This is a genomic window from Pseudomonas sp. NFPP02 (assembly GCF_900119355.1).
GTDB lineage: Bacteria > Pseudomonadota > Gammaproteobacteria > Pseudomonadales > Pseudomonadaceae > Aquipseudomonas > Aquipseudomonas paracarnis.
In genome coordinates, this window is sequence record NZ_FPJI01000007.1 from 93,987 (window position 1) to 112,542 (window position 18,556).

Genomic DNA, 18,556 nt, shown 5'->3' on the forward strand with positions numbered 1-18,556 from the left:
TCGCTCCTACAACAGTTGTGTCTGACACCTCAACTTTGCGGCCTCATCGCTTGAGACATGCCGAACATGAATAACAACAGTTCATGGTCGGGCTTGGCCGCCACACTCGTCTTGGCAATGCGTGGCAGCAGGCATTGCCCGCCACCGTCTACCGCACTCAACACTTGTGTACGAGGTTGTTCCCATACCGCCAGGGCCAGGGCTGCAACACCCAATGCCCCGACCAGAAAAAAACCTCGTGCTATTTCTAGCTTCATCTGGTTAAACCCTTGATAGCGCTGCCAAACGCCGTCTCGTAAAAGTAGCTGAGTTTTTTCCAGTCGGTATCATTCCACGACGAATGGCGACGCAATTGCAGCATGTCGTGGGACGCGGCCCGATAAGCGGTCAGGCGCTGGCGGCATTTCTCAAAGTCCAGCAGGGCCACTTCCACAGTCGCCGCATCAGGCTCACCGGTCACCCGCACGAAAATGTGCTTGATATACAGGCAACCGTGTTGCCAGCGGCCTTTGTGCATACGGGCCAAGGTGCCGGCCAACTCTTGCAGCAGGCGCTCGTGGACCGCCTCGCCATACTGTTCGCGGCCACCGGCGGCGTACCAGTTTTCAATCTCGTCGAAACCGTCCAGGGACGCGGTGACCAACAGGGCTTTCCATTGGTGCTCCGGGTCGCGACGTGCTTCGCAAAACACCAGTTCCGGCACACGCACATCCAGCAAACGCAGGCCTTTGAGGGCATCGCGTTCACGCAGCACGGTCGGACGCCCAAAGGGGTGCAGCCAGCTACGGTAAATGTGGCCGGTCTGGCGCTTGCAATAGAGCAAACGGCCATTAGGGCTTATGACCCGTTGCACGCCACTTTCACCACCACGTCGGCGGTTGGGTTCTTCGACCCACTCACCCTGTTGACGCCAGAAAAAATCAAATCGTTCTTCGGGAGCTACATGACTGCCTACTACGCACTCAACTGCCATCCTGTTACCTCTTGCGCAATACATACACTCGCCACATGGCGTAGAGCGGTATGAAGTCCAGGGATTCCTGAACACGGAAACCGGCCTGCTCGAATTCTGCCTCGACAGTAGCAGCCGGTAACACAAACCGGTTTTGGTAACCTTCTTGCTCACCTTTTTTGCGACGACGCACTTCGCTGCGCTTGCGCTTCCAAGCCTTGAAATTGCCGTCTACCCACAGCGAAATAATCACGCTGTCGCGGGTAACACGTTGAAACTCGCGAAGTATTGTCAGCCTGTGCTCTGGCTCACCGATGTGGTGCATCAAGCGCATGCAAAAAATACTGTCGACGGAGTTATCTGGCAAATCGATATCAAAGGCAGAGGTCTGCAAAGGGCGTACCCGTTTCACCACCTCTGCCGGTTGGGCAGCTGTGGCGATCTTCAACATCGACGCCGAATTGTCAGCTCCGATAATCACACGGTTGGGTTTTTCGGCCAGCAACGGCCAGAAACGTCCAGCACCACACGGTAGGTCCAACACCAGCCCCGGCTCGCCGGCCATGGCCAGCGCACCGCGCGCCAACTGCTCGTCGCGCTTGTGGGACAACCGGCGAGCCAGATTGTCCTGATGCTTGAGCAAATATTTCTGGGCGTGTTGATCGTCGTACTTATCAGAAAATTCCAGCTTGATCGGGGAAGGCATCTTACGTCTCCAGTAACTGATGCCTACGACCTTAAGCAGCGAACTGTGATCAACAGGTCAACTCGTTGTGAAAATCTTGTCCTGTCCAATTGCATACATTTCAAGACTTTACAGAAACATTCAGTAGCACCGGGCCATCTTCGCCGAAAAGCACGCAGTCTGCATCAGCAAAACGACAGACTGAATGGTCAGGTTTTGACTGGGTTGAGCTCCACATGAAAACGGCAGCCATTAGGCTCCATGGTGCTCAGGCTCACGCTCCAACCCTGGTTTTCGCAGATCCGCTGCACCAGTGACAAGCCGAGGCCAAGGCCCTCGCCACGCTTCTCGCTACCGCGCACGAACGGCTCGAACATCGCTTCGCGCTTCTCTTCGGGGATGCCGACACCGGAGTCCTCCACCGTGAAACCACTGGGCTCCAGGGTCAGGCGGATAAACCCGTGCTCGGTGTAATGCAGTGCGTTGCGCAGCAGGTTGCCCATCACCGCATGCAAGAAGGTGGTGTTGTAGCAGGTGTCCAGGGGGTTGCCTGGCAGGTAGATCAACGTCAGGCCTTTTTTCTCGATGGGCTCGCGCCAGATACCGAGCAGGTCTTCGGCCACCTGGGTGAGGTTGCCTTGGGGCGAACTGGCGGCGTCGTCGTGTTTGGCGCGGGCCAGCATCAGGAAGGTTTGCACCAGTTCGCGCATTTCTTCACAGGCACGGGCAATTCGTTCTACCTGATTGCGACCGCGCTGATCGATGGCCGGGTTTTCGCGCAACAGTTCGCAGGAGCTGGCCAGGACCATCAAGGGCGTGCGCAACTCATGGCTCACATCGCTGGTAAACAATTGCTCACGTGACAGCGCCTGGCGTAAACGACCCAAGGTGGCGTCGAACGCCACCGCCAGTTCGCCCACTTCATCGGCGGCGTAATCCGGCGCCAGGGGCGGTGCCAGGCCCAACAGTTGGTCACGATGACGGACCTGACGGGCCAGGCGTACCACCGGCGCCATCACCTTGCGGGCCAGCACCCAGCCGAGGAACGCCGCCAGCGCCAGGCTGAGTACGAACCCCACCAGCACCACCGCAAACAGCACGCGCTCACGCTCTTCGAAATCGCTCTGGTCTTGCAGCAATACATAACGCCGGCCGTCGACCACTTCGACCATGGCGTGGTACGACAGCGCCTCGCGAAACACCTCATGGAACCCCGGGTCCAGATGGCGCAGATCCTTGGGCAGTTCAAAATCGCCACGCCCGCCGCTGAAATAGAACAGCTGGTCCGGTTCTGGCCGGTGGCTCCAGTCTTCAACGCTGTCCATCAGCAACAGGCGCTGCAGGTCACCGCCCAGGCCAGCCGAGATCAACTTCTCCTCCACCAGGTGCACCGTCGCGATGATGCCGATGGCGAAGGCCCCCGCCACCAACGCACTCATCAAGGCGAAGGCGATGATGATGCGCTGGGCAAGGCTTTGCTTAAACTCCATCACGACCCTCGGCCAGGCGATAACCCACACCGTGCACCGTTTGCAGTAGCGGTTTGGCGAAGGGCTTGTCGATCACTTGACGCAATTGATGAACGTGGCTGCGCAGGCTGTCGCTGTCCGGGCAGTCGTCGCCCCACAGGGCTTCTTCGAGAATCTCCCGGCGCAGAACGTGCGGGCTTTTTTGCATCAGCACGGCGAGCAGTTTCAGGCCTACGGGGTTGAGCTTGAGCAAGCGCCCTTCGCGAGTGACTTCCAGCGTATCGAGGTCGTAGTTCAGGTCACCCACTTGCAGGGCACGACGCCCGCCGCCCTGGGCACGGCGCAACACCGCTTCGATACGGGCGGCCAGTTCCGACAAGGCGAAGGGTTTGAGCAGGTAATCATCGGCGCCGGACTTGAAGCCCTGCAGCCGGTCGTCCAGTTGATCGCGAGCGGTAAGCATGATCACCGGAGTGTCGCGGCGCGCGTCTTCGCGCAGGCGTTTGCACAGGGTGTAGCCATCGATGCCGGGCAACATGATGTCGAGCACGATCAGGTCGTAATGCTCGGTGGCTGCCAGGTGCAGGCCCGACAAACCGTCCTGCGCACAGTCCACTGTGTAGCCTTTGAGCCCCAGGTAGTCGGCCAGGTTGGCGAGGATATCGCGGTTGTCTTCAACCAATAGAATTCGCATGGGCAGTGTCTCCGTACGCGGTAACGGCCGTGTTGGCTCGCGCAGCTTAAGGCCAAGCGGGGCTCAGGGATAGAGCGCAGAGCCCCGCCGATAAAGCTTTTCAACTGTTTTTAGAGCCAAACAAGTTTTTCACTATAGCTTCACAAACTAACTACAGTGTCAGGACGAAGATCGCCCCCCATTGATATAAGGAACTTGGACATGGGTTTTTTCAAAACAGCGCCAATGCGCTATTTGCTGTTGATTACCGGTGCCTGGTTACTGGTTTTCCTGCTCACCCGCAGCGTGCTGCTCATTACCCACCTCAATGAGGTCAGCGGCAACCTGTTGTCCGTGTTTGGCGTGGGTTTGCTCTACGACTTGGGTTTCCTGGCCTATGCAGCCTTGCCGCTTGGCCTGTATCTGCTGCTCTGCCCACCCGCCCTATGGCGCCGCCGTGGCCATCGCTGGTTCCTGCAAGCGGTGCTGACCGTCAGCCTGTTCGCCATGCTGTTCACCTCTGTAGCCGAATGGTTGTTCTGGGATGAGTTTGGCGTGCGCTTCAACTTTATCGCTGTCGATTACCTGGTGTACTCCGATGAGGTACTGAACAACCTGCTGGAGTCTTATCCGATCGGCAAGCTGCTGAGCCTGCTGGCAATGCTGGCGTTGATTCTGAGCGTGGCTCTGCGCAAACCCTTCAATGCCGCGATGGCAGCGCCATTGCCTCCATTGCGTGGCCGTGTGATCAACGCCCTGGGCCTGCTGGTGCTCGCCGGCCTCAGCCTGCAACTGGTCAGCCAGGACAGCCCGCGCACCCAAGGCGGCAACGCGTACAACAACGAATTGGCCAGCAATGGCCCCTATCAGTTCTTTGCCGCGTTCCGTAACAACGAACTGGACTACACCCAGTTTTACAAAAGCCTGCCGACCGACGTCGTCGCCAAGCAGTTGCGCGCCGAACTGAGTGAACCCAACGCCCGCTTTATCGACCAGGACCCGCTGGATATTCGCCGTGCCATCACCAACCCCGGCACACTGCGCAAGCCCAACATCGTACTGGTGACCATCGAGAGCTTCAGCGCCAAGTACATGGGCAGTAATGGCGATACGCGCAACCTCACGCCCAATCTGGATGCGTTGCGCCAACAGAGCCTGTACTTCAATAACTTCTACGCCACCGGTACACGCACCGACCGCGGCCTGGAAGCCATTACCCTGGCAGTCCCGCCGACGCCGGGGCGTTCGATCGTCAAGCGCATCGGCCGCGAAAGCGGGTTCGCCAGCCTGGGGCAACAGCTCTCGGCCATCGGTTATGACAGCGTGTTTGTCTATGGCGGGCGCGGTTACTTCGACAATATGAACGCGTTCTTCAGCGGCAACGGCTATCGGGTGGTGGACCAGAGCAGCGTGCCAGAGTCGGAGATCTCGTTCAAAAACGCCTGGGGCATGGCCGACGAAGACCTGTTCAAACAGACCTTGAAACTGGCCGACGCCGACTACGCCAAGCAACAGCCGTTCCTGCTGCAACTGATGACCACCTCCAACCACCGTCCTTATACCTACCCGGACGGGCGCATCGACATCAAATCCGGCAAGGGCCGCGACGGCGCGGTGAAATACACCGACTACGCCATCGGCCAGTTCCTTGAGGCAGCGCGCCAGAAGCCGTGGTTCGATAACACGATCTTCGTGTTCGTCGCCGACCACACGGCCGGCAGCGCGGGCAAGGAAGACCTGCCTATCACCAACTACCAGATACCGCTGTTTATCTACGCGCCCAAGCTGATCGACGCACGGGAATCCGCCCAACTGTCCAGCCAGATCGACCTGGCGCCAACCTTGTTGGGCCTGCTCAACCTGAGCTACGAATCGACATTCTTTGGCCGCAACCTGCTGCAAGACAACCCATTACCTCCACGGGTGGTGGTGGGCAATTACCAGCACCTGGGTCTGTTTGATGGCAAGGACCTGGCAATCCTCAGCCCGCGCCAAGGCTTGCGTCGCCACGACCAGGCCCTGGGCGAGAGCCAGGAGCTGCGCGTTGGTAGCGATGACCCCTTGATTCAACGGGCGATCACCTACTACCAGGCCGCCAGTTATGACTACAAACAGCAACTGCTGAGCTGGAAAGCGCCCAAGGAAGAGGCACCAGTCTTAAGCAAACGCTAATCAAAAAGCCCCGCGCAGGTGAGCGCGGGGCTTTTTTACCAAGGTTCGAGATGAAATCCCCCTCCTCTTTACCGGTTTCCAAACCGCTTGATTTTTGGCTGTGCCTGGGCCTGCCTGCCAGCGCTGCAGTGGCCTTGCTGTTGCTGGAGCTGACGTCACTGGACATGGACCTGGCCAGGCTTTTCTACAGCGCAGAGGCTGGCGGCTTCATTGGCCGCTATAGCTTCTTCCTTGAAGACATCCTGCATGACCGTGCCAAGCAACTGGTGATCCTGTTTTCGGTGCTGGCGATTCTGGGCCTGGTCGGCAGCTTCATCCTGCAGCGACTCAAGCCGTACCGCCGTGAACTGGTGTGCCTGGTGCTGTCGCTGGGAATGGCGACGGCGTTCGTGTCGCCGTTGAAAACCATCACCGCCGTGCAATGCCCCTGGAGCCTCAAGGAGTTCGGCGGCCAGGAAACCTACAGTGAACTGCTCAGCCCGCGCCCACCTACCGATAAACCCGGCCGTTGCTGGCCCGGCGGACATGCCGCCACCGGGTTCGCCTTGTTCGCCTGGTTCTTTGCCTTGCGGGATCGACGGCCGCGGCTAGCCCGATATGCGTTCATCTTTGCCGTCAGCCTGGGCAGCGTGTTTTCAGTCAGCCGTATGCTGCAAGGGGCGCATTTCTTTTCCCACAATGTATGGACAGCGATCTTTTGCTGGCTGATCTGCCTCGGGCTGTATTGCTTGTTGCTGTACCGACCTAATCGCATTCTCCTGTAGGAGCGAGCTTGCTCGCGAAAAACGCACAGGCGCCGCGTTTACTCAGCAAGCACGCTTTACCGTTGACGTTTTTCGCGAGCAAGCTCGCTCCTACAGAGGAAGGCAAGCCGCTCATAAAAAAGCCCCGCCTGCATCACTGCAGGCGGGGCTTTTTAAAGCGCCGGGTAGGCTGGCTTACATCATGCCGCCCATGCCACCCATGCCGCCCATGTCTGGCATACCGCCGCCAGCCGAGCCTTCTTTCTTCGGTGCTTCAGCGATCGCAGCTTCGGTGGTCAGGATCAGACCGCCGATGGAGGATGCTGCTTGCAGCGCGGAACGAGTCACCTTGGTTGGATCCAGGATGCCCATTTCGATCATGTCGCCGTACACGCCAGTCGCAGCGTTGTAACCGTAGTTACCTTTGCCGTTCTTGACTTCGTTGACCACAACGCTTGGCTCGTCGCCGGAGTTAGCAGCGATCTGGCGCAGCGGAGCTTCAACGGCACGGCGCAGTACAGCGATACCGACGTTCTGGTCAGCGTTGTCGCCGGTCAGGTCAGTCAGGGCTTCCAGAGCACGGATCAGCGCAACGCCACCGCCAGGTACCACGCCTTCTTCAACGGCTGCACGGGTTGCGTGCAGGGCGTCTTCAACGCGGGCCTTCTTCTCTTTCATTTCAACTTCGGAGCCAGCGCCAACCTTGATCACTGCAACACCGCCAGACAGCTTGGCCAGGCGCTCTTGCAGTTTTTCACGGTCGTAGTCCGAGGAAGTCTCGGCAACCTGGGCACGGATCTGAGCGATACGGGACTCGATGTCGCCTTCAACGCCAGCACCGTCAACGATGATGGTGTTTTCCTTGGACAGGGTCACGCGCTTGGCACTACCCAGGTTTTCCAGGGTGGCGCTTTCCAGGCTCAGGCCGATCTCTTCGGAGATAACGGTACCGCCGGTCAGAACGGCGATGTCCTGCAGCATGGCCTTGCGACGGTCGCCGAAGCCTGGAGCCTTGACGGCTGCAACCTTGACGATGCCACGCATGTTGTTCACAACCAGAGTCGCCAGGGCTTCGCCTTCAACGTCTTCAGCCACGATCAGCAGTGGGCGGCCGGCTTTGGCAACGGCTTCCAGCACTGGCAGCATTTCGCGGATGTTGGAGATCTTTTTGTCGACCAGCAGGATCAGCGGGCTGTCCAGTTCGGCAACCATGGTGTCCGGCTTGTTGACGAAGTACGGGGACAGGTAGCCACGGTCGAACTGCATGCCTTCTACAACCGACAGTTCGTTTTCCAGGCCCGAGCCTTCTTCAACGGTGATCACGCCTTCTTTACCGACTTTTTCCATGGCTTCGGCAATGATGTCGCCGATGGAGCTGTCGGAGTTGGCAGAGATGGTGCCTACCTGAGCGATGGCCTTGGTGTCGGCGCATGGCTTGGACAGGTTCTTCAGCTCTTTGACGATGGCGATGGTCGCCTTGTCGATGCCGCGCTTGAGGTCCATCGGGTTCATGCCGGCAGCAACGGCCTTCAGGCCTTCGTTGACGATCGACTGAGCCAGTACGGTTGCGGTGGTAGTACCGTCACCTGCGTCATCGTTGGCACGGGAGGCAACGTCTTTGACCAGCTGCGCGCCCATGTTTTCGAAACGGTCTTCCAGTTCGATCTCTTTGGCTACGGAAACGCCGTCCTTGGTGATGGTCGGAGCGCCGAAGCTCTTCTCGATGATCACGTTACGGCCTTTCGGGCCCAGGGTCGCTTTTACTGCGTCAGCCAGCACGTTGACGCCAGTGAGCATTTTCTTGCGGGCGGAGTCGCCGAATTTAACTTCTTTAGCAGCCATGATCGATATTCCTTAAATACTTTGTAGTAACGGGAAAATGAGCGGGGAAATCAGCCTTCCAGTACAGCGAGAATTTCGTTCTCAGCCATTACCAGCAGGTCTTCGCCGTCGACTTTCACAGTGTTGCTGCCGGAGTAAGGGCCGAAAACAACCTTGTCACCCACTTTCACGGCCAGCGCACGTACTTCACCGTTTTCCAGGGTCTTGCCTGGGCCAGCAGCGACGATCACACCGTGGTTGGCTTTTTCAGCAGCCGAACCTGGCAGAACGATCCCGCCAGCGGTTTTCTTTTCTTCTTCGCTGCGACGGATGACGACGCGGTCGTGCAGAGGACGAAGCTTGCTCATTGTCGATCTCTCCTAATTGTGTTTTTCATCGGCCGGTTCAATCCGGCGGGTTAAATTCCGGCGGTGCCGGTCGCGGCTCGCTGGGCGAGACGCGGAAGTCTGTCTAGTGTCACCACCAGAAACCTTGCGGTGACCGTTACATAAGGGCGCCCAGGCTTATTACAAGGGGCCGAGGATGAAATTTTTTGTGTCGGCTCAAGGGTAAATGCAACACGGCACCCGAAGGTGCCGTGCCGGTGAAGCGGTTATTTGTTGTCGCGGTGTTCGAATTCGCCTTCGATCACATCACCTTCACGCCCCAGGGGTTGGCGCGGAGCCGGACCGCCACGGGGTTGCAGGTCGTCGGCGAACGCACGCTGGCGCATGGCGGCCTCTTCAGCACGCTGGCGCATTTTGCCGGCCAGCAGCTTGCGGGTGAATGGCAGCAACAGCACCAGGCCAAGCACGTCGCTGATAAAGCCCGGCAGGATCAGCAAGCCACCGGCCAGGGCCATCATCAGGCCCTCAAGCATGGTCTGGGCCGGCAGTTCGCCGCGGTTCAGGCTTTCACGGGCACGCAGCGCGGTCGCCAGGCCGGCGACACGCAGCACCAGGACGCCGAGCATGGAGCCTACGATGATCAGCAACAGCGCCGGGAAAAACCCGATCGCACCGCTGACTTTAACGAATACGAACAGCTCCAGCACCGGGAACAGCAGAAAGAGCAATAAAAAAGGGCGCATCAAATGGTTCCTCAACGCAAGAATGCCTTGCCAGTCCACCTTAGATGACGTCGCCGTTGTGTAAATTCAAGCGTCAACCGTGGTTTTTTTCGGCCACACCTCGGCGTGAGCCAATGAAACCAGGGCTTCGCGTACTTGTGTCGGTGTGTTGCAAGGCGTCTCGAAAGGCAACCAGTGCAAGGATTGGCCGATACGCAAGTGCATGCCTTCGCTGTCGATGCCGGCCAGCTGTGCCGGCTCGCTGGTCGGCAAACCGCCGAGGTCGACGTAATGGGCGATGGCCTTGGTGTGATCGCTGTTCATGTGCTCGATCATGCTGCGCTCGGCCTTGCCCGCAAACGGGTTGGCCAAGGTTAACTGGTCGACCCAATGGATCGCGCCAAACCCACCGATGTAACGGTGACGGACGGGGTTGAGCACCCAGAAATCGAAATCGTGGGCCTTGTGGTAGTTGGCCGAATCAGGGAAGTAGCGGTAGTAGCGCTCGGCCGCAGCTTCGATGACGGCCGGGTCTTCCAGCTTCTCGGCTTCGGCCAGGTAGGTCAGGCGCCCCACGGCTTGCACATCATCGGCCTCGCGCTCACCCACCAACAGCGAACACTTGGGATCTCTTTGCAGGTTGTGGGTGTGCTGGGCAATGCGGCTGATCAGGATCAGCGGGCGGCCCTGCTCGTCCAGGCAGTAGGGCACCACCGAGCCAAAGGGAAAGCCGGGCATGGCTTTGGACTGTGTGGCGAGCGCCCCACGGTATTCCTTGAGCAACAGCTCTCGGGCGTTCTTGGCAACCTGCGTGCTCAATAGATGACTCCTCGGGTGTTCCGCCGCCCATGGCATATGGGAATGGATCTCAACACAAGGTAATCAATATCTGCGCAGGTTGCCAGAGTGGCCGACGCCGGTTTACCAGGCCACGCCGAAGCCTGCGGTGTAACGGGTCTTGCTCAAGCTGCTATCGGAGTCGCCGCTGATGACGTCACGCTCGGCCTTGAGATTGAGGGACGCCCATTCGGTGACTTTGTAGCGCAGGCCCATCTCGGCATCCAGGGAGTAATCGGCCGGACCGTCCAGAGGCTTGCCCAATTCGCCGTTGGTGAAGAACTCCACGGTCTTGCCCACCAAGTAGCGGTTGTAGTTCCACTTCATGGCCAGAGAGTAGAAGTTGTCCTTGCCGCCGTCGGCATATTCGTAATCGGTACGGTTGACCAGCGATCCGAGGGAGAACGCGCCCAACTCATCGTCCCAGAACTGGTAGCCCGGGCCGGTACCCACGGTGCGCTGGCGCGCCAGGTCTTCGACCTTGTCGCGCTTATAAGTCAGGCGCCCCTGCCAGAACCAGTGCTCGGTGATAAAACGGTCCAGGTCGTATTCCAGGGCCCAGTTGTCGGTGGTGGTGACGTCGTCCTGGAACTCCCGGTTATATTCGCCCTTGCCCGTATGACGCCACTGGCCGTGACGGGCCGAGGTCTTGAAGTCGATGTCGTAGTCGTTGGTGTCTTTGTCCGCGCGTTTGTAGTCCAGCGCCAGGTCGACATTACCCTTCCACACCAGGTCTTCGATCACGGGCTTGGGCTTCATGATCTGTTGGATACTTGCCAGTTCCACCGTCTTGGGCGCCTCGCCATTGGCCAGCACCACCTTGCCGTCATCCGATGCCTGCAAGGACTTGGCCTTTTCACCGCTGTAGGCGTCCTGCTTGACCAGCAGCTCCTGGTCACTTTCCAGGGTTTTGACCTGCTTCCAGTCCACCGGAATGGAGCCTGCGTAGTCGGTTTGGATCAGCAACTTGCCACCGTCGAAGACTTTGATCTTGCCGGTGAGCCGGTCACCGTTTTTCAACCAGACGGTATCGGCGAGCAAGGGCGTGGAAGCACTGAAAACAGCAAGGCACAACAGGGTTCTGGACAACATAAGCAAGTACGGGACTCGGGGTTGGCGAAAATAAGGGGCGTTATAGTGTTACATGGCTAGAACTGACTCAAGGATTTATATTGAGTTCAATACTCATCGTCATGTTTACAGACGTTTCTGACAAAACAACGACGATCTCAACGGATATCCCCACAGTGATCCTACCCGCCGATACGCCACAAAGCCCCGCCGAGATGCGCCGCACCGCACTCTACCTGACGTTGTCGCAGGTGCCCGAAGGCTGCGTGGTGAGTTACGGCGAGCTGGCCCACCTGGCCGGTTTGGGGCGGGCTGCCCGCTGGGTCGGGCGCACCCTGAGCCAGTTGCCGCAAGACACGCGGTTGCCCTGGCATCGGGTGCTGGCTGCCGGTGGTCGGATAAGTTTGCCGGTGGGCAGTGCCTCGGGTGACGAACAACGTGCGCGTTTACGTAGCGAAGGCGTCACCATCCTGAACAATCGTGTTGATATTCAGCGTCATGGCTGGCGCCCGGTAGAGCACAGCGGTTAGAGTGCGCGCTTTGTTTCCGCAAATCTGAGGCAGACTCCAGCCCATGCCCCGTAAAACCTGGCGCGCCGCGCTCGCCGCCTATGCCAGCCCTTCGACGTTAGTGCTGTTGTTGCTCGGTTTCGCCGCCGGCATGCCTTACATGTTGGTGTTTTCGACGCTTTCGGTGTGGCTGCGTGAAGCCGGTGTGGCCCGCGAGACCATTGGCTATGCGAGCCTGATCGGCCTGGCCTACGCCTTCAAATGGGTCTGGTCGCCGCTGCTCGACCAATGGCGCCTGCCGTTGCTTGGCAAACTGGGGCGTCGTCGCTCCTGGCTGGTGCTGGCCCAGTCGCTGGTGATCCTCGGATTGATCGGCATGGGCTTTTGTGACCCGCAAAAACACCTGTCCTGGTTGATCGCCATTGCGGTGGTCGTCGCCTTCGCGTCGGCCACGCAAGACATTGCCGTGGATGCCTACCGCCTGGAAATCGCCGACGACAGCCGTCAGGCCGCCCTGGCGGCAAGCTACATGTCCGGTTATCGCATCGCCGCTCTACTGGCTACCGCCGGTGCGCTGTTCTTTGCCGAAGGCTTTGGCTCCACCGGCTTCAACTATAAACACTCGGCCTGGACCGGCACCTATGTGTTGTTCGGCGTGTTGATGGTGCCGGCGTTGCTCACCACCTTACTCATGCGTGAACCTGATGTGCCACTGCGCACCCAGTTGCAGGCCGGACGCTACAGTTTCATGCACCAGTTGGTGTCGGTGTTTGTACTGATCGTGCTGTTGGTCTCGGTGCCGGCGATGTTCACCCAGTTGTACAACACCGACTTCGCCAGCGTGCTGTTCCAGGGCGTGAGTTTGTGGGAACTGCTGATGGAAGACCGCGCGTTCCTGCGCGCCATCCTCTATATCATCCTCACTACCCTGTGCCTTTCAGCCATGGGCCGCCGGGGCCTGGCGCCCGTGCTCACGCCGGTCAACGACTTTATCCTGCGCTACCGTTGGCAGGCGCTGCTGCTGCTCGGGCTGATTGCCACCTATCGCATGTCCGACACGGTGATGGGCGTCATGGCCAACGTGTTCTATATCGACCAGGGATTCACCAAGGACCAGATTGCCGGGGTGAGCAAGATCTTCGGCCTGATCATGACCCTGCTCGGCGCCGGCATGGGCGGCCTGTTGATCGTGCGGTTCGGGATACTGCCGATCCTGTTCATCGGCGGCGTAGCCTCGGCCGGTACCAACCTGCTGTTCGTGATGCTCGCCGACATGGGCCCCGACCTGCAGATGTTGATCGTCACCATCTCCCTGGACAACTTCAGTTCGGGCATGGCCACTTCGGCGTTCGTGGCGTACCTGTCGAGCCTCACCAACCTCAAGTTCTCCGCCACCCAATATGCGCTGCTCAGTTCGATCATGCTGTTGCTGCCGCGTTTGATCGGCGGCTATTCAGGGGTGATGGTGGAGAAGTTCGGTTATCACAACTTCTTTATGATCACCTGCCTGCTGGGTGTGCCGACGCTGCTCCTGATTGCGCTGCACTGGTTCCAGGAGAACCGCCGCGCCCGACTGAATCCCCCGCCGGAAGACTGATACGACTCGGTCAATGTGGGAGCTGGCTTGCCTGCGATAGCGGCGTTGGGTTCACCATCGCTATCGCAGGCAAGCCAGCTCCCACACAAGCGACGGTTACGACAGATACACCCAGCTACCTCACGCCTGTACTCCGGCGACAAGCGCCCGTACAATCCCAAGTCATTTCAAGTCCAAGCAACCGACAACGGCCTACCATGCGTACCAGTCAATATTTGCTCGCCACACAGAAAGAAACGCCTTCCGACGCGGTTGTGATCAGCCATCAGCTGATGCTGCGCGCCGGTATGATCCGCAAACTGGCCTCGGGCCTGTACACCTGGTTGCCCATGGGCTTGAAGGTGATGCGCAAGGTCGAAGCCATCGTTCGTGAAGAAATGAACGCGGCCGGCTCTCTGGAAGTGTTGATGCCGAGCACCCAACCGGCTGAGTTGTGGCAGGAATCCGGGCGCTGGGAAGAGTACGGCCCTGAGTTGCTGCGCTTTAAAGACCGTCATGGCCGCGATTTCTGCGCCGGCCCGACCCACGAAGAAGTCATCACCGACCTGATGCGCAACGAGCTGAGCAGCTATAAGCAGTTGCCGCTCAACCTGTATCAGATCCAGACCAAGTTTCGTGACGAGATCCGCCCACGCTTCGGCCTGATGCGTGGCCGCGAGTTCATCATGAAGGACGCCTATTCGTTCCACGCCGACCAGGCTTCCCTGCAAGCGACCTACGACCGCATGCACCAGGCCTACTGCAACGTGTTCACGCGCCTGGGCCTGAAGTTCCGCCCGGTTGAAGCGGACAACGGCTCCATCGGCGGTGCCGGCTCCCACGAATTCCACGTGCTGGCCGAGTCCGGCGAAGACGATATCGTGTTCAGCAACGGTTCCGACTACGCGGCGAACATCGAGAAGGCCGAAGCCATACCACGTGAAACCTCGCGCCCTGCTCCCACCGAGGAGCTGCGCCTGGTCGACACGCCAGACACCAAGACCATCGCGGCCCTGGTGGAGAAATTCAATCTGCCGATTGAAAAGACCATCAAGACCCTGATCGTGCGCGCCGAAGAAGAAGGCAAGCTGATCGCCCTGGTGATCCGTGGCGACCACGAGCTCAACGAAATCAAGGCCGCCCAGCAACCTGGCGTGGCAAGCCCGCTGGTCATGGCCACCGATGCCGAACTGCGCGACGCCATTGGCGCCGGTGCCGGCTCCCTGGGCCCGCTGAACCTGCCGCTGCCGATCATCATCGACCGTTCGGTCGAGCTGATGAGCGACTTCGGTATCGGCGCGAACATCGACGACAAGCACTACTTCGGCGTGAACTGGGAGCGTGACCTGCCGGTTCCGACCGTGGCCGACCTGCGCAACGTCGTGGCCGGCGACCCGAGCCCGGATGGCAAGGGCACCCTGGAGATCAAGCGCGGCATCGAAGTCGGGCACATCTTCCAGCTGGGCAACAAGTACAGCAAGGCGATGAAGTGCGAAGTACTGGGTGAGAACGGCAAGCCGATCACCCTGGACATGGGCTGCTACGGCATTGGCGTATCCCGCGTGGTTGCCGCTGCCATTGAGCAGAACAACGACGAGAAAGGCATCATCTGGAGTGACGCGCTGGCGCCGTTCCAGGTAGCCCTGGTGCCATTGCGCTATGAAACCGAGCAAGTACGCGAAGCCACCGACAAACTGTACGCGGAACTCACCGCTGCCGGTTTCGAAGTGCTGCTCGATGATCGGGACAAGAAAACCAGCCCGGGCATCAAGTTCGCCGACATGGAACTGATTGGCATCCCGCACCGGATCGTGGTCAGTGACCGCGGCCTGGCGGATGGCAATCTGGAATACAAGAGCCGGACCGAAGCCGAAGCCCAACCGTTGCCGGTGGCTGACGTGCTGTCTTTCCTCCAGGCGCGTATTCGTCGCTGAAAACCAGATCAAGAGAAGTCATGTTCAAGCGAAACACCAGAGCCCTGGGGGGCGCCGCCTTGTGCGGCGCCCTGCTGGTCAGCGGCTGCGCCAATCAGATGTCGCAACGCAGTGAGCACGAGGAGCGGGTCGAGCGTAAGTTGCTCGACCACAGCCTGCAGATCGATGTAGGCGAACCCACAGTGCTGGAACTGCCGCAACGCCGGGTTCGCATTCATGAGCAGAAGACCTTCGAGGTCACCGAATTCGAAGTCACCCGTCGTTATGACCGCTACACGCCCTACCAGCCCTGGCGCAAACTCTACGAGATGCCCTTGGGTGCCGTGGCGCTGGTGGCGGGCGTGGGTGCCAACGTGGCGAATATCTTCGCCCTCGGCAACCTGCCCACGAGTGTGACCCATGACTGGTTGAGCTACGGCGTGGACGGCATCAACCCGTTCATGAACGTGCAATCCCACGGCCGTGCACAACAGAACCTGGCGGCTATCGATGAAGTCCAGCGTGACAAGCGCCTGGAGTATTCGAGCCTGCCCTGGAGCGAGCGCCCGGTGCAAGTCACTGCCGGCAAGCAGACCCATGAGCTGACCACCGACCGTAACGGCATCCTGCGCCTTAACCTGTTGGACAGCCCCTTTGCCGAGCAGGACCTGAACCGCGTCACCACGCTGAAAATCACTGTGGCGGATGGCCAGGACGACGTGCATACCGACTCGACCCTGGCGGTCAGCAACACGCTGCGCAGCAAGCTGCTCGAAGCCCATGCCCTGATCTATGACGACCTGGAAGATGACGAAGTGAACCAGTGGGTACACCGGGTCAAACGCCTGTCGGAGCTGGGCCTGGAAGAAGAAGCCAGCGAGCTGGAACAAAGCCTGATCGAACTGACGCGCAATGATCCGGAGTTGCAGCAGGAGTTTGTGCAGGCGTTGACCAAGGACGGGGGGCGTTTGGTGGCGGATCCCGGCGCACGCTGATCGCTCAATACCTGTGAAGATCAAACTGTGGGTGCTGGCTTGCCTGCGATAGCGGTGTATCAGTTAAAGCATTCGTGACTGACACACTGCTATCGCAGGCAAGCCAGCTCCCACATTTGTTTCGGGTTTTTACCAGGAAAACTCGAGCTGTTCGTTGCCGCCGCTCAGGTCCAGCAACCGTACGCCTATCCCCAACAACCGCACCGGCTTGCCCCCGCGATTGAACGCCTGGGTCATCAACTGTTCATAACTCTCCAGATCCCGCCCTGCCCCCGCCTGCTCCAGCGTCGTCTGGGTAAAGTCATGAAACTTCACTTTCACGAACGGCTTGCCCGCCCGGTAGCTACTGTCGATACGCGCCATGCGCCCGGCCAGGGTCTCCATCAACTCCGGCAGTTTCGCCAGGCAACTTGAAAGATCGGGCAAGTCCACGTCGAAGGTATTTTCTACACTGATGGATTGCCGCCGGCTGTCGTTTTGCACTACACGATCATCAATCCCACGGGCCAGGCTCCAGAGGCGCTCGCCAAAACTGCCGAATTCGCGCACCAGCGCCAGTTTGTTCCAGTCGCGCAATTGCAGGCAGTCTTCGATGCCCAGGCGCGCCAGCTTGTCAGCGGTGACCTTGCCCACGCCATGCAGCTTGCTGACACGCAACTGCGAGACAAAGTCTTCAACTTGATCCGGCGTGATCACAAACAGGCCGTTGGGCTTTTTCCAGTCGCTGGCGATCTTGGCCAAAAACTTGTTGGGCGCCACGCCGGCAGACACAGTGATATGCAGCTGGTTGGAGACCCGGCGCCGAATGTCCTGAGCAATACGCGTGGCGCTGCCGCCAAAATGCGGGCTGTCAGACACGTCGAGGTAAGCCTCATCCAGCGACAACGGCTCGATCAAGTCGGTGTAGTCGCGGAAAATCAGCTGGATTTCTTTCGACGCTTCTTTATAGGCATCCATGCGCGGCTTGACGATGGTCAAGTCCGGGCACAGCTTCAGGGCGTGACGTGACGACATCGCCGAACGCACCCCATACGCCCGCGCCTCATAATTGCAGGTGGCGATCACGCCGCGCCGATCTGCCGAGCCACCGACAGCCAAGGGCTTTTGCGCCAGGCTCGGGTCGTCGCGCATCTCGATGGCGGCGTAGAAGCAATCACAGTCGACGTGGATGATTTTGCGCTGCGTCATATAAACGGGGTGTTAACCAACGGGTGGCCAGTATCGCACTCACCCCTGTATATAGCACCAGTAGTTTGAATCTTCTGTCTGAGCGGTAGGAACTTTCGTAGACGAATATATTTTCTCAATCGAATCGAGCATCCCAATAGAGCTGAAAGCCCTGCCCTGCCTGGCTTCAAGCCCTCAAGAAGCCCCTCATCAAGCGCTAACCAATTGAAGCAAAAGCGCTTTTCTTCGATTCACAGGTTGACACACTCGCGTTCCTCTGTAGAATGCCGACACACAGACGCGGGATGGAGCAGTCTGGTAGCTCGTCGGGCTCATAACCCGAAGGTCGTCGGTTCAAATCCGGCTCCCGCAACCAAACATCAAAAAAGGCTACTCGAAAGAGTGGCCTTTTTTGTGCGTGTTCGTTTTGCGCCTGTACACCTGCACAATGCAGCCAACACCTTGATTTCAGAATAATTAGCGCTTATTTCAGCGATCGGCTCATTAACGGTTGACACCCCGCCATTGGGCTGTAGAATGCCGCCCACAGACGCGGGATGGAGCAGTCTGGTAGCTCGTCGGGCTCATAACCCGAAGGTCGTCGGTTCAAATCCGGCTCCCGCAACCAAACATCAAAAAGGCTACTCGAAAGAGTGGCCTTTTTTGTATCTGGCGAAAAAGTTCTTCTGAAACAATGGCATGGCATCTTTCATGAAACCGTAGACGGTTTGCAGAGTCCATCTCATTGCACGCTATGCTCAATGCTCAAGCGCTACCCCTCTACGACCAATGGCCGCAGTCGCCGCGCCCGGTGATCCGCGTTAATATTTGTAATTATTTTGTCCATAGGGATTGGTAACTTGGCTGGATACCTCCATCCTGTCGCGCACAATCCACGAGGTGA

At 58.9% G+C, this 18,556-nt stretch carries 17 protein-coding genes and 2 tRNA genes; 8 read left to right on the plus strand and 11 right to left on the minus strand.

Annotation, left to right across the window (positions count from 1 at the left end):
• Window positions 1–29 precede the first annotated feature (29 nt).
• From BT204_RS13955 to colR, 5 genes are all read right to left on the minus strand, one after another.
• A complete protein-coding gene (locus tag BT204_RS13955; protein WP_072447176.1) occupies window positions 30–257 on the minus strand; it encodes a hypothetical protein in 228 nt (75 codons plus the stop codon).
• Window positions 254–973, minus strand: a complete 720-nt coding sequence (locus BT204_RS13960; RefSeq protein WP_019817333.1) for a lipopolysaccharide kinase InaA family protein — start codon at window positions 971–973, stop codon at window positions 254–256. Before BT204_RS13960 ends, BT204_RS13955 begins: the two co-directional genes overlap by 4 nt.
• A 4-nt stretch (window positions 974–977) precedes the next feature.
• On the minus strand, window positions 978–1,658 hold the full coding sequence (locus BT204_RS13965; protein WP_003193934.1) for a class I SAM-dependent methyltransferase: 681 nt from the start codon (window positions 1,656–1,658) through the stop codon (window positions 978–980).
• Window positions 1,659–1,846: 188 nt separating this feature from the next.
• Window positions 1,847–3,127, minus strand: coding sequence for a sensor histidine kinase (locus BT204_RS13970; RefSeq protein ID WP_072447178.1), 1,281 nt, complete (start codon window positions 3,125–3,127; stop codon window positions 1,847–1,849).
• The gene (colR, locus tag BT204_RS13975) at window positions 3,117–3,800 is read right to left on the minus strand and encodes a two-component system response regulator ColR (protein WP_003208587.1); all 684 of its coding nucleotides are present in this window, start codon (window positions 3,798–3,800) and stop codon (window positions 3,117–3,119) included. The genes BT204_RS13970 and colR overlap by 11 nt, the downstream gene beginning before the upstream one ends.
• 201 nt (window positions 3,801–4,001) lie before the next feature.
• On the opposite strand from colR, the gene BT204_RS13980 reads away from it, so the two are divergent.
• Window positions 4,002–5,951, plus strand: a complete 1,950-nt coding sequence (locus BT204_RS13980) for an LTA synthase family protein (protein WP_057975084.1) — start codon at window positions 4,002–4,004, stop codon at window positions 5,949–5,951.
• 50 nt (window positions 5,952–6,001) lie between these two features.
• A complete protein-coding gene (locus tag BT204_RS13985; RefSeq protein ID WP_034128623.1) occupies window positions 6,002–6,715 on the plus strand; it encodes a phosphatase PAP2 family protein in 714 nt (237 codons plus the stop codon).
• Between the two features lie 174 nt (window positions 6,716–6,889).
• Here BT204_RS13985 and groL read toward each other — a convergent pair whose 3' ends face one another.
• The 5 genes from groL to BT204_RS14010 all read right to left on the minus strand — a co-directional run bounded on the left by groL (window position 6,890) and on the right by BT204_RS14010 (window position 11,513).
• The gene (gene groL / locus BT204_RS13990; protein ID WP_034128624.1) at window positions 6,890–8,536 is read right to left on the minus strand and encodes a chaperonin GroEL; all 1,647 of its coding nucleotides are present in this window, start codon (window positions 8,534–8,536) and stop codon (window positions 6,890–6,892) included.
• A 50-nt stretch (window positions 8,537–8,586) separates the two neighbouring features.
• Window positions 8,587–8,883 (minus strand): co-chaperone GroES, encoded by a 297-nt coding sequence (locus BT204_RS13995; protein WP_017846112.1) that lies wholly within the window; start codon window positions 8,881–8,883, stop codon window positions 8,587–8,589.
• Window positions 8,884–9,128: 245 nt separating this feature from the next.
• On the minus strand, window positions 9,129–9,605 hold the full coding sequence (locus BT204_RS14000) for an FxsA family protein (protein WP_034128625.1): 477 nt from the start codon (window positions 9,603–9,605) through the stop codon (window positions 9,129–9,131).
• Window positions 9,606–9,671: 66 nt separating this feature from the next.
• Window positions 9,672–10,403 carry a HugZ family pyridoxamine 5'-phosphate oxidase gene (locus BT204_RS14005; RefSeq protein ID WP_057975083.1) on the minus strand — a complete coding sequence of 244 codons (732 nt, stop codon included), beginning with the start codon at window positions 10,401–10,403 and terminating at the stop codon, window positions 9,672–9,674.
• 102 nt (window positions 10,404–10,505) lie between these two features.
• Entirely contained in the window at window positions 10,506–11,513 is a 1,008-nt protein-coding gene (locus BT204_RS14010) for a DUF481 domain-containing protein (RefSeq protein WP_034128627.1), read from the minus strand.
• Window positions 11,514–11,668: 155 nt separating this feature from the next.
• Between BT204_RS14010 and BT204_RS14015 the strand changes: the two genes are divergently transcribed.
• From BT204_RS14015 to BT204_RS14030, 4 genes are all read left to right on the plus strand, one after another.
• Entirely contained in the window at window positions 11,669–12,022 is a 354-nt protein-coding gene (locus BT204_RS14015) for an MGMT family protein (protein WP_081095696.1), read from the plus strand.
• A gap of 43 nt (window positions 12,023–12,065) precedes the next feature.
• Window positions 12,066–13,598, plus strand: coding sequence for an AmpG family muropeptide MFS transporter (locus tag BT204_RS14020; RefSeq protein ID WP_057975081.1), 1,533 nt, complete (start codon window positions 12,066–12,068; stop codon window positions 13,596–13,598).
• 197 nt (window positions 13,599–13,795) lie between these two features.
• A complete protein-coding gene (locus BT204_RS14025) occupies window positions 13,796–15,511 on the plus strand; it encodes a proline--tRNA ligase (RefSeq protein ID WP_034128629.1) in 1,716 nt (571 codons plus the stop codon).
• A gap of 20 nt (window positions 15,512–15,531) precedes the next feature.
• A complete protein-coding gene (locus BT204_RS14030; RefSeq protein ID WP_057975080.1) occupies window positions 15,532–16,485 on the plus strand; it encodes a hypothetical protein in 954 nt (317 codons plus the stop codon).
• Window positions 16,486–16,614: 129 nt separating this feature from the next.
• Here the strand turns inward: BT204_RS14030 and dinB are convergent, their stop codons facing one another.
• Window positions 16,615–17,673, minus strand: a complete 1,059-nt coding sequence (dinB, locus tag BT204_RS14035; RefSeq protein WP_003193948.1) for a DNA polymerase IV — start codon at window positions 17,671–17,673, stop codon at window positions 16,615–16,617.
• Between the two features lie 278 nt (window positions 17,674–17,951).
• Here dinB and BT204_RS14040 point away from each other — a divergent pair.
• Window positions 17,952–18,028: transfer RNA gene (locus BT204_RS14040), tRNA-Met, on the plus strand.
• 175 nt (window positions 18,029–18,203) lie between these two features.
• Window positions 18,204–18,280: transfer RNA gene (locus BT204_RS14045), tRNA-Met, on the plus strand.
• Window positions 18,281–18,556: the final 276 nt, after the last annotated feature.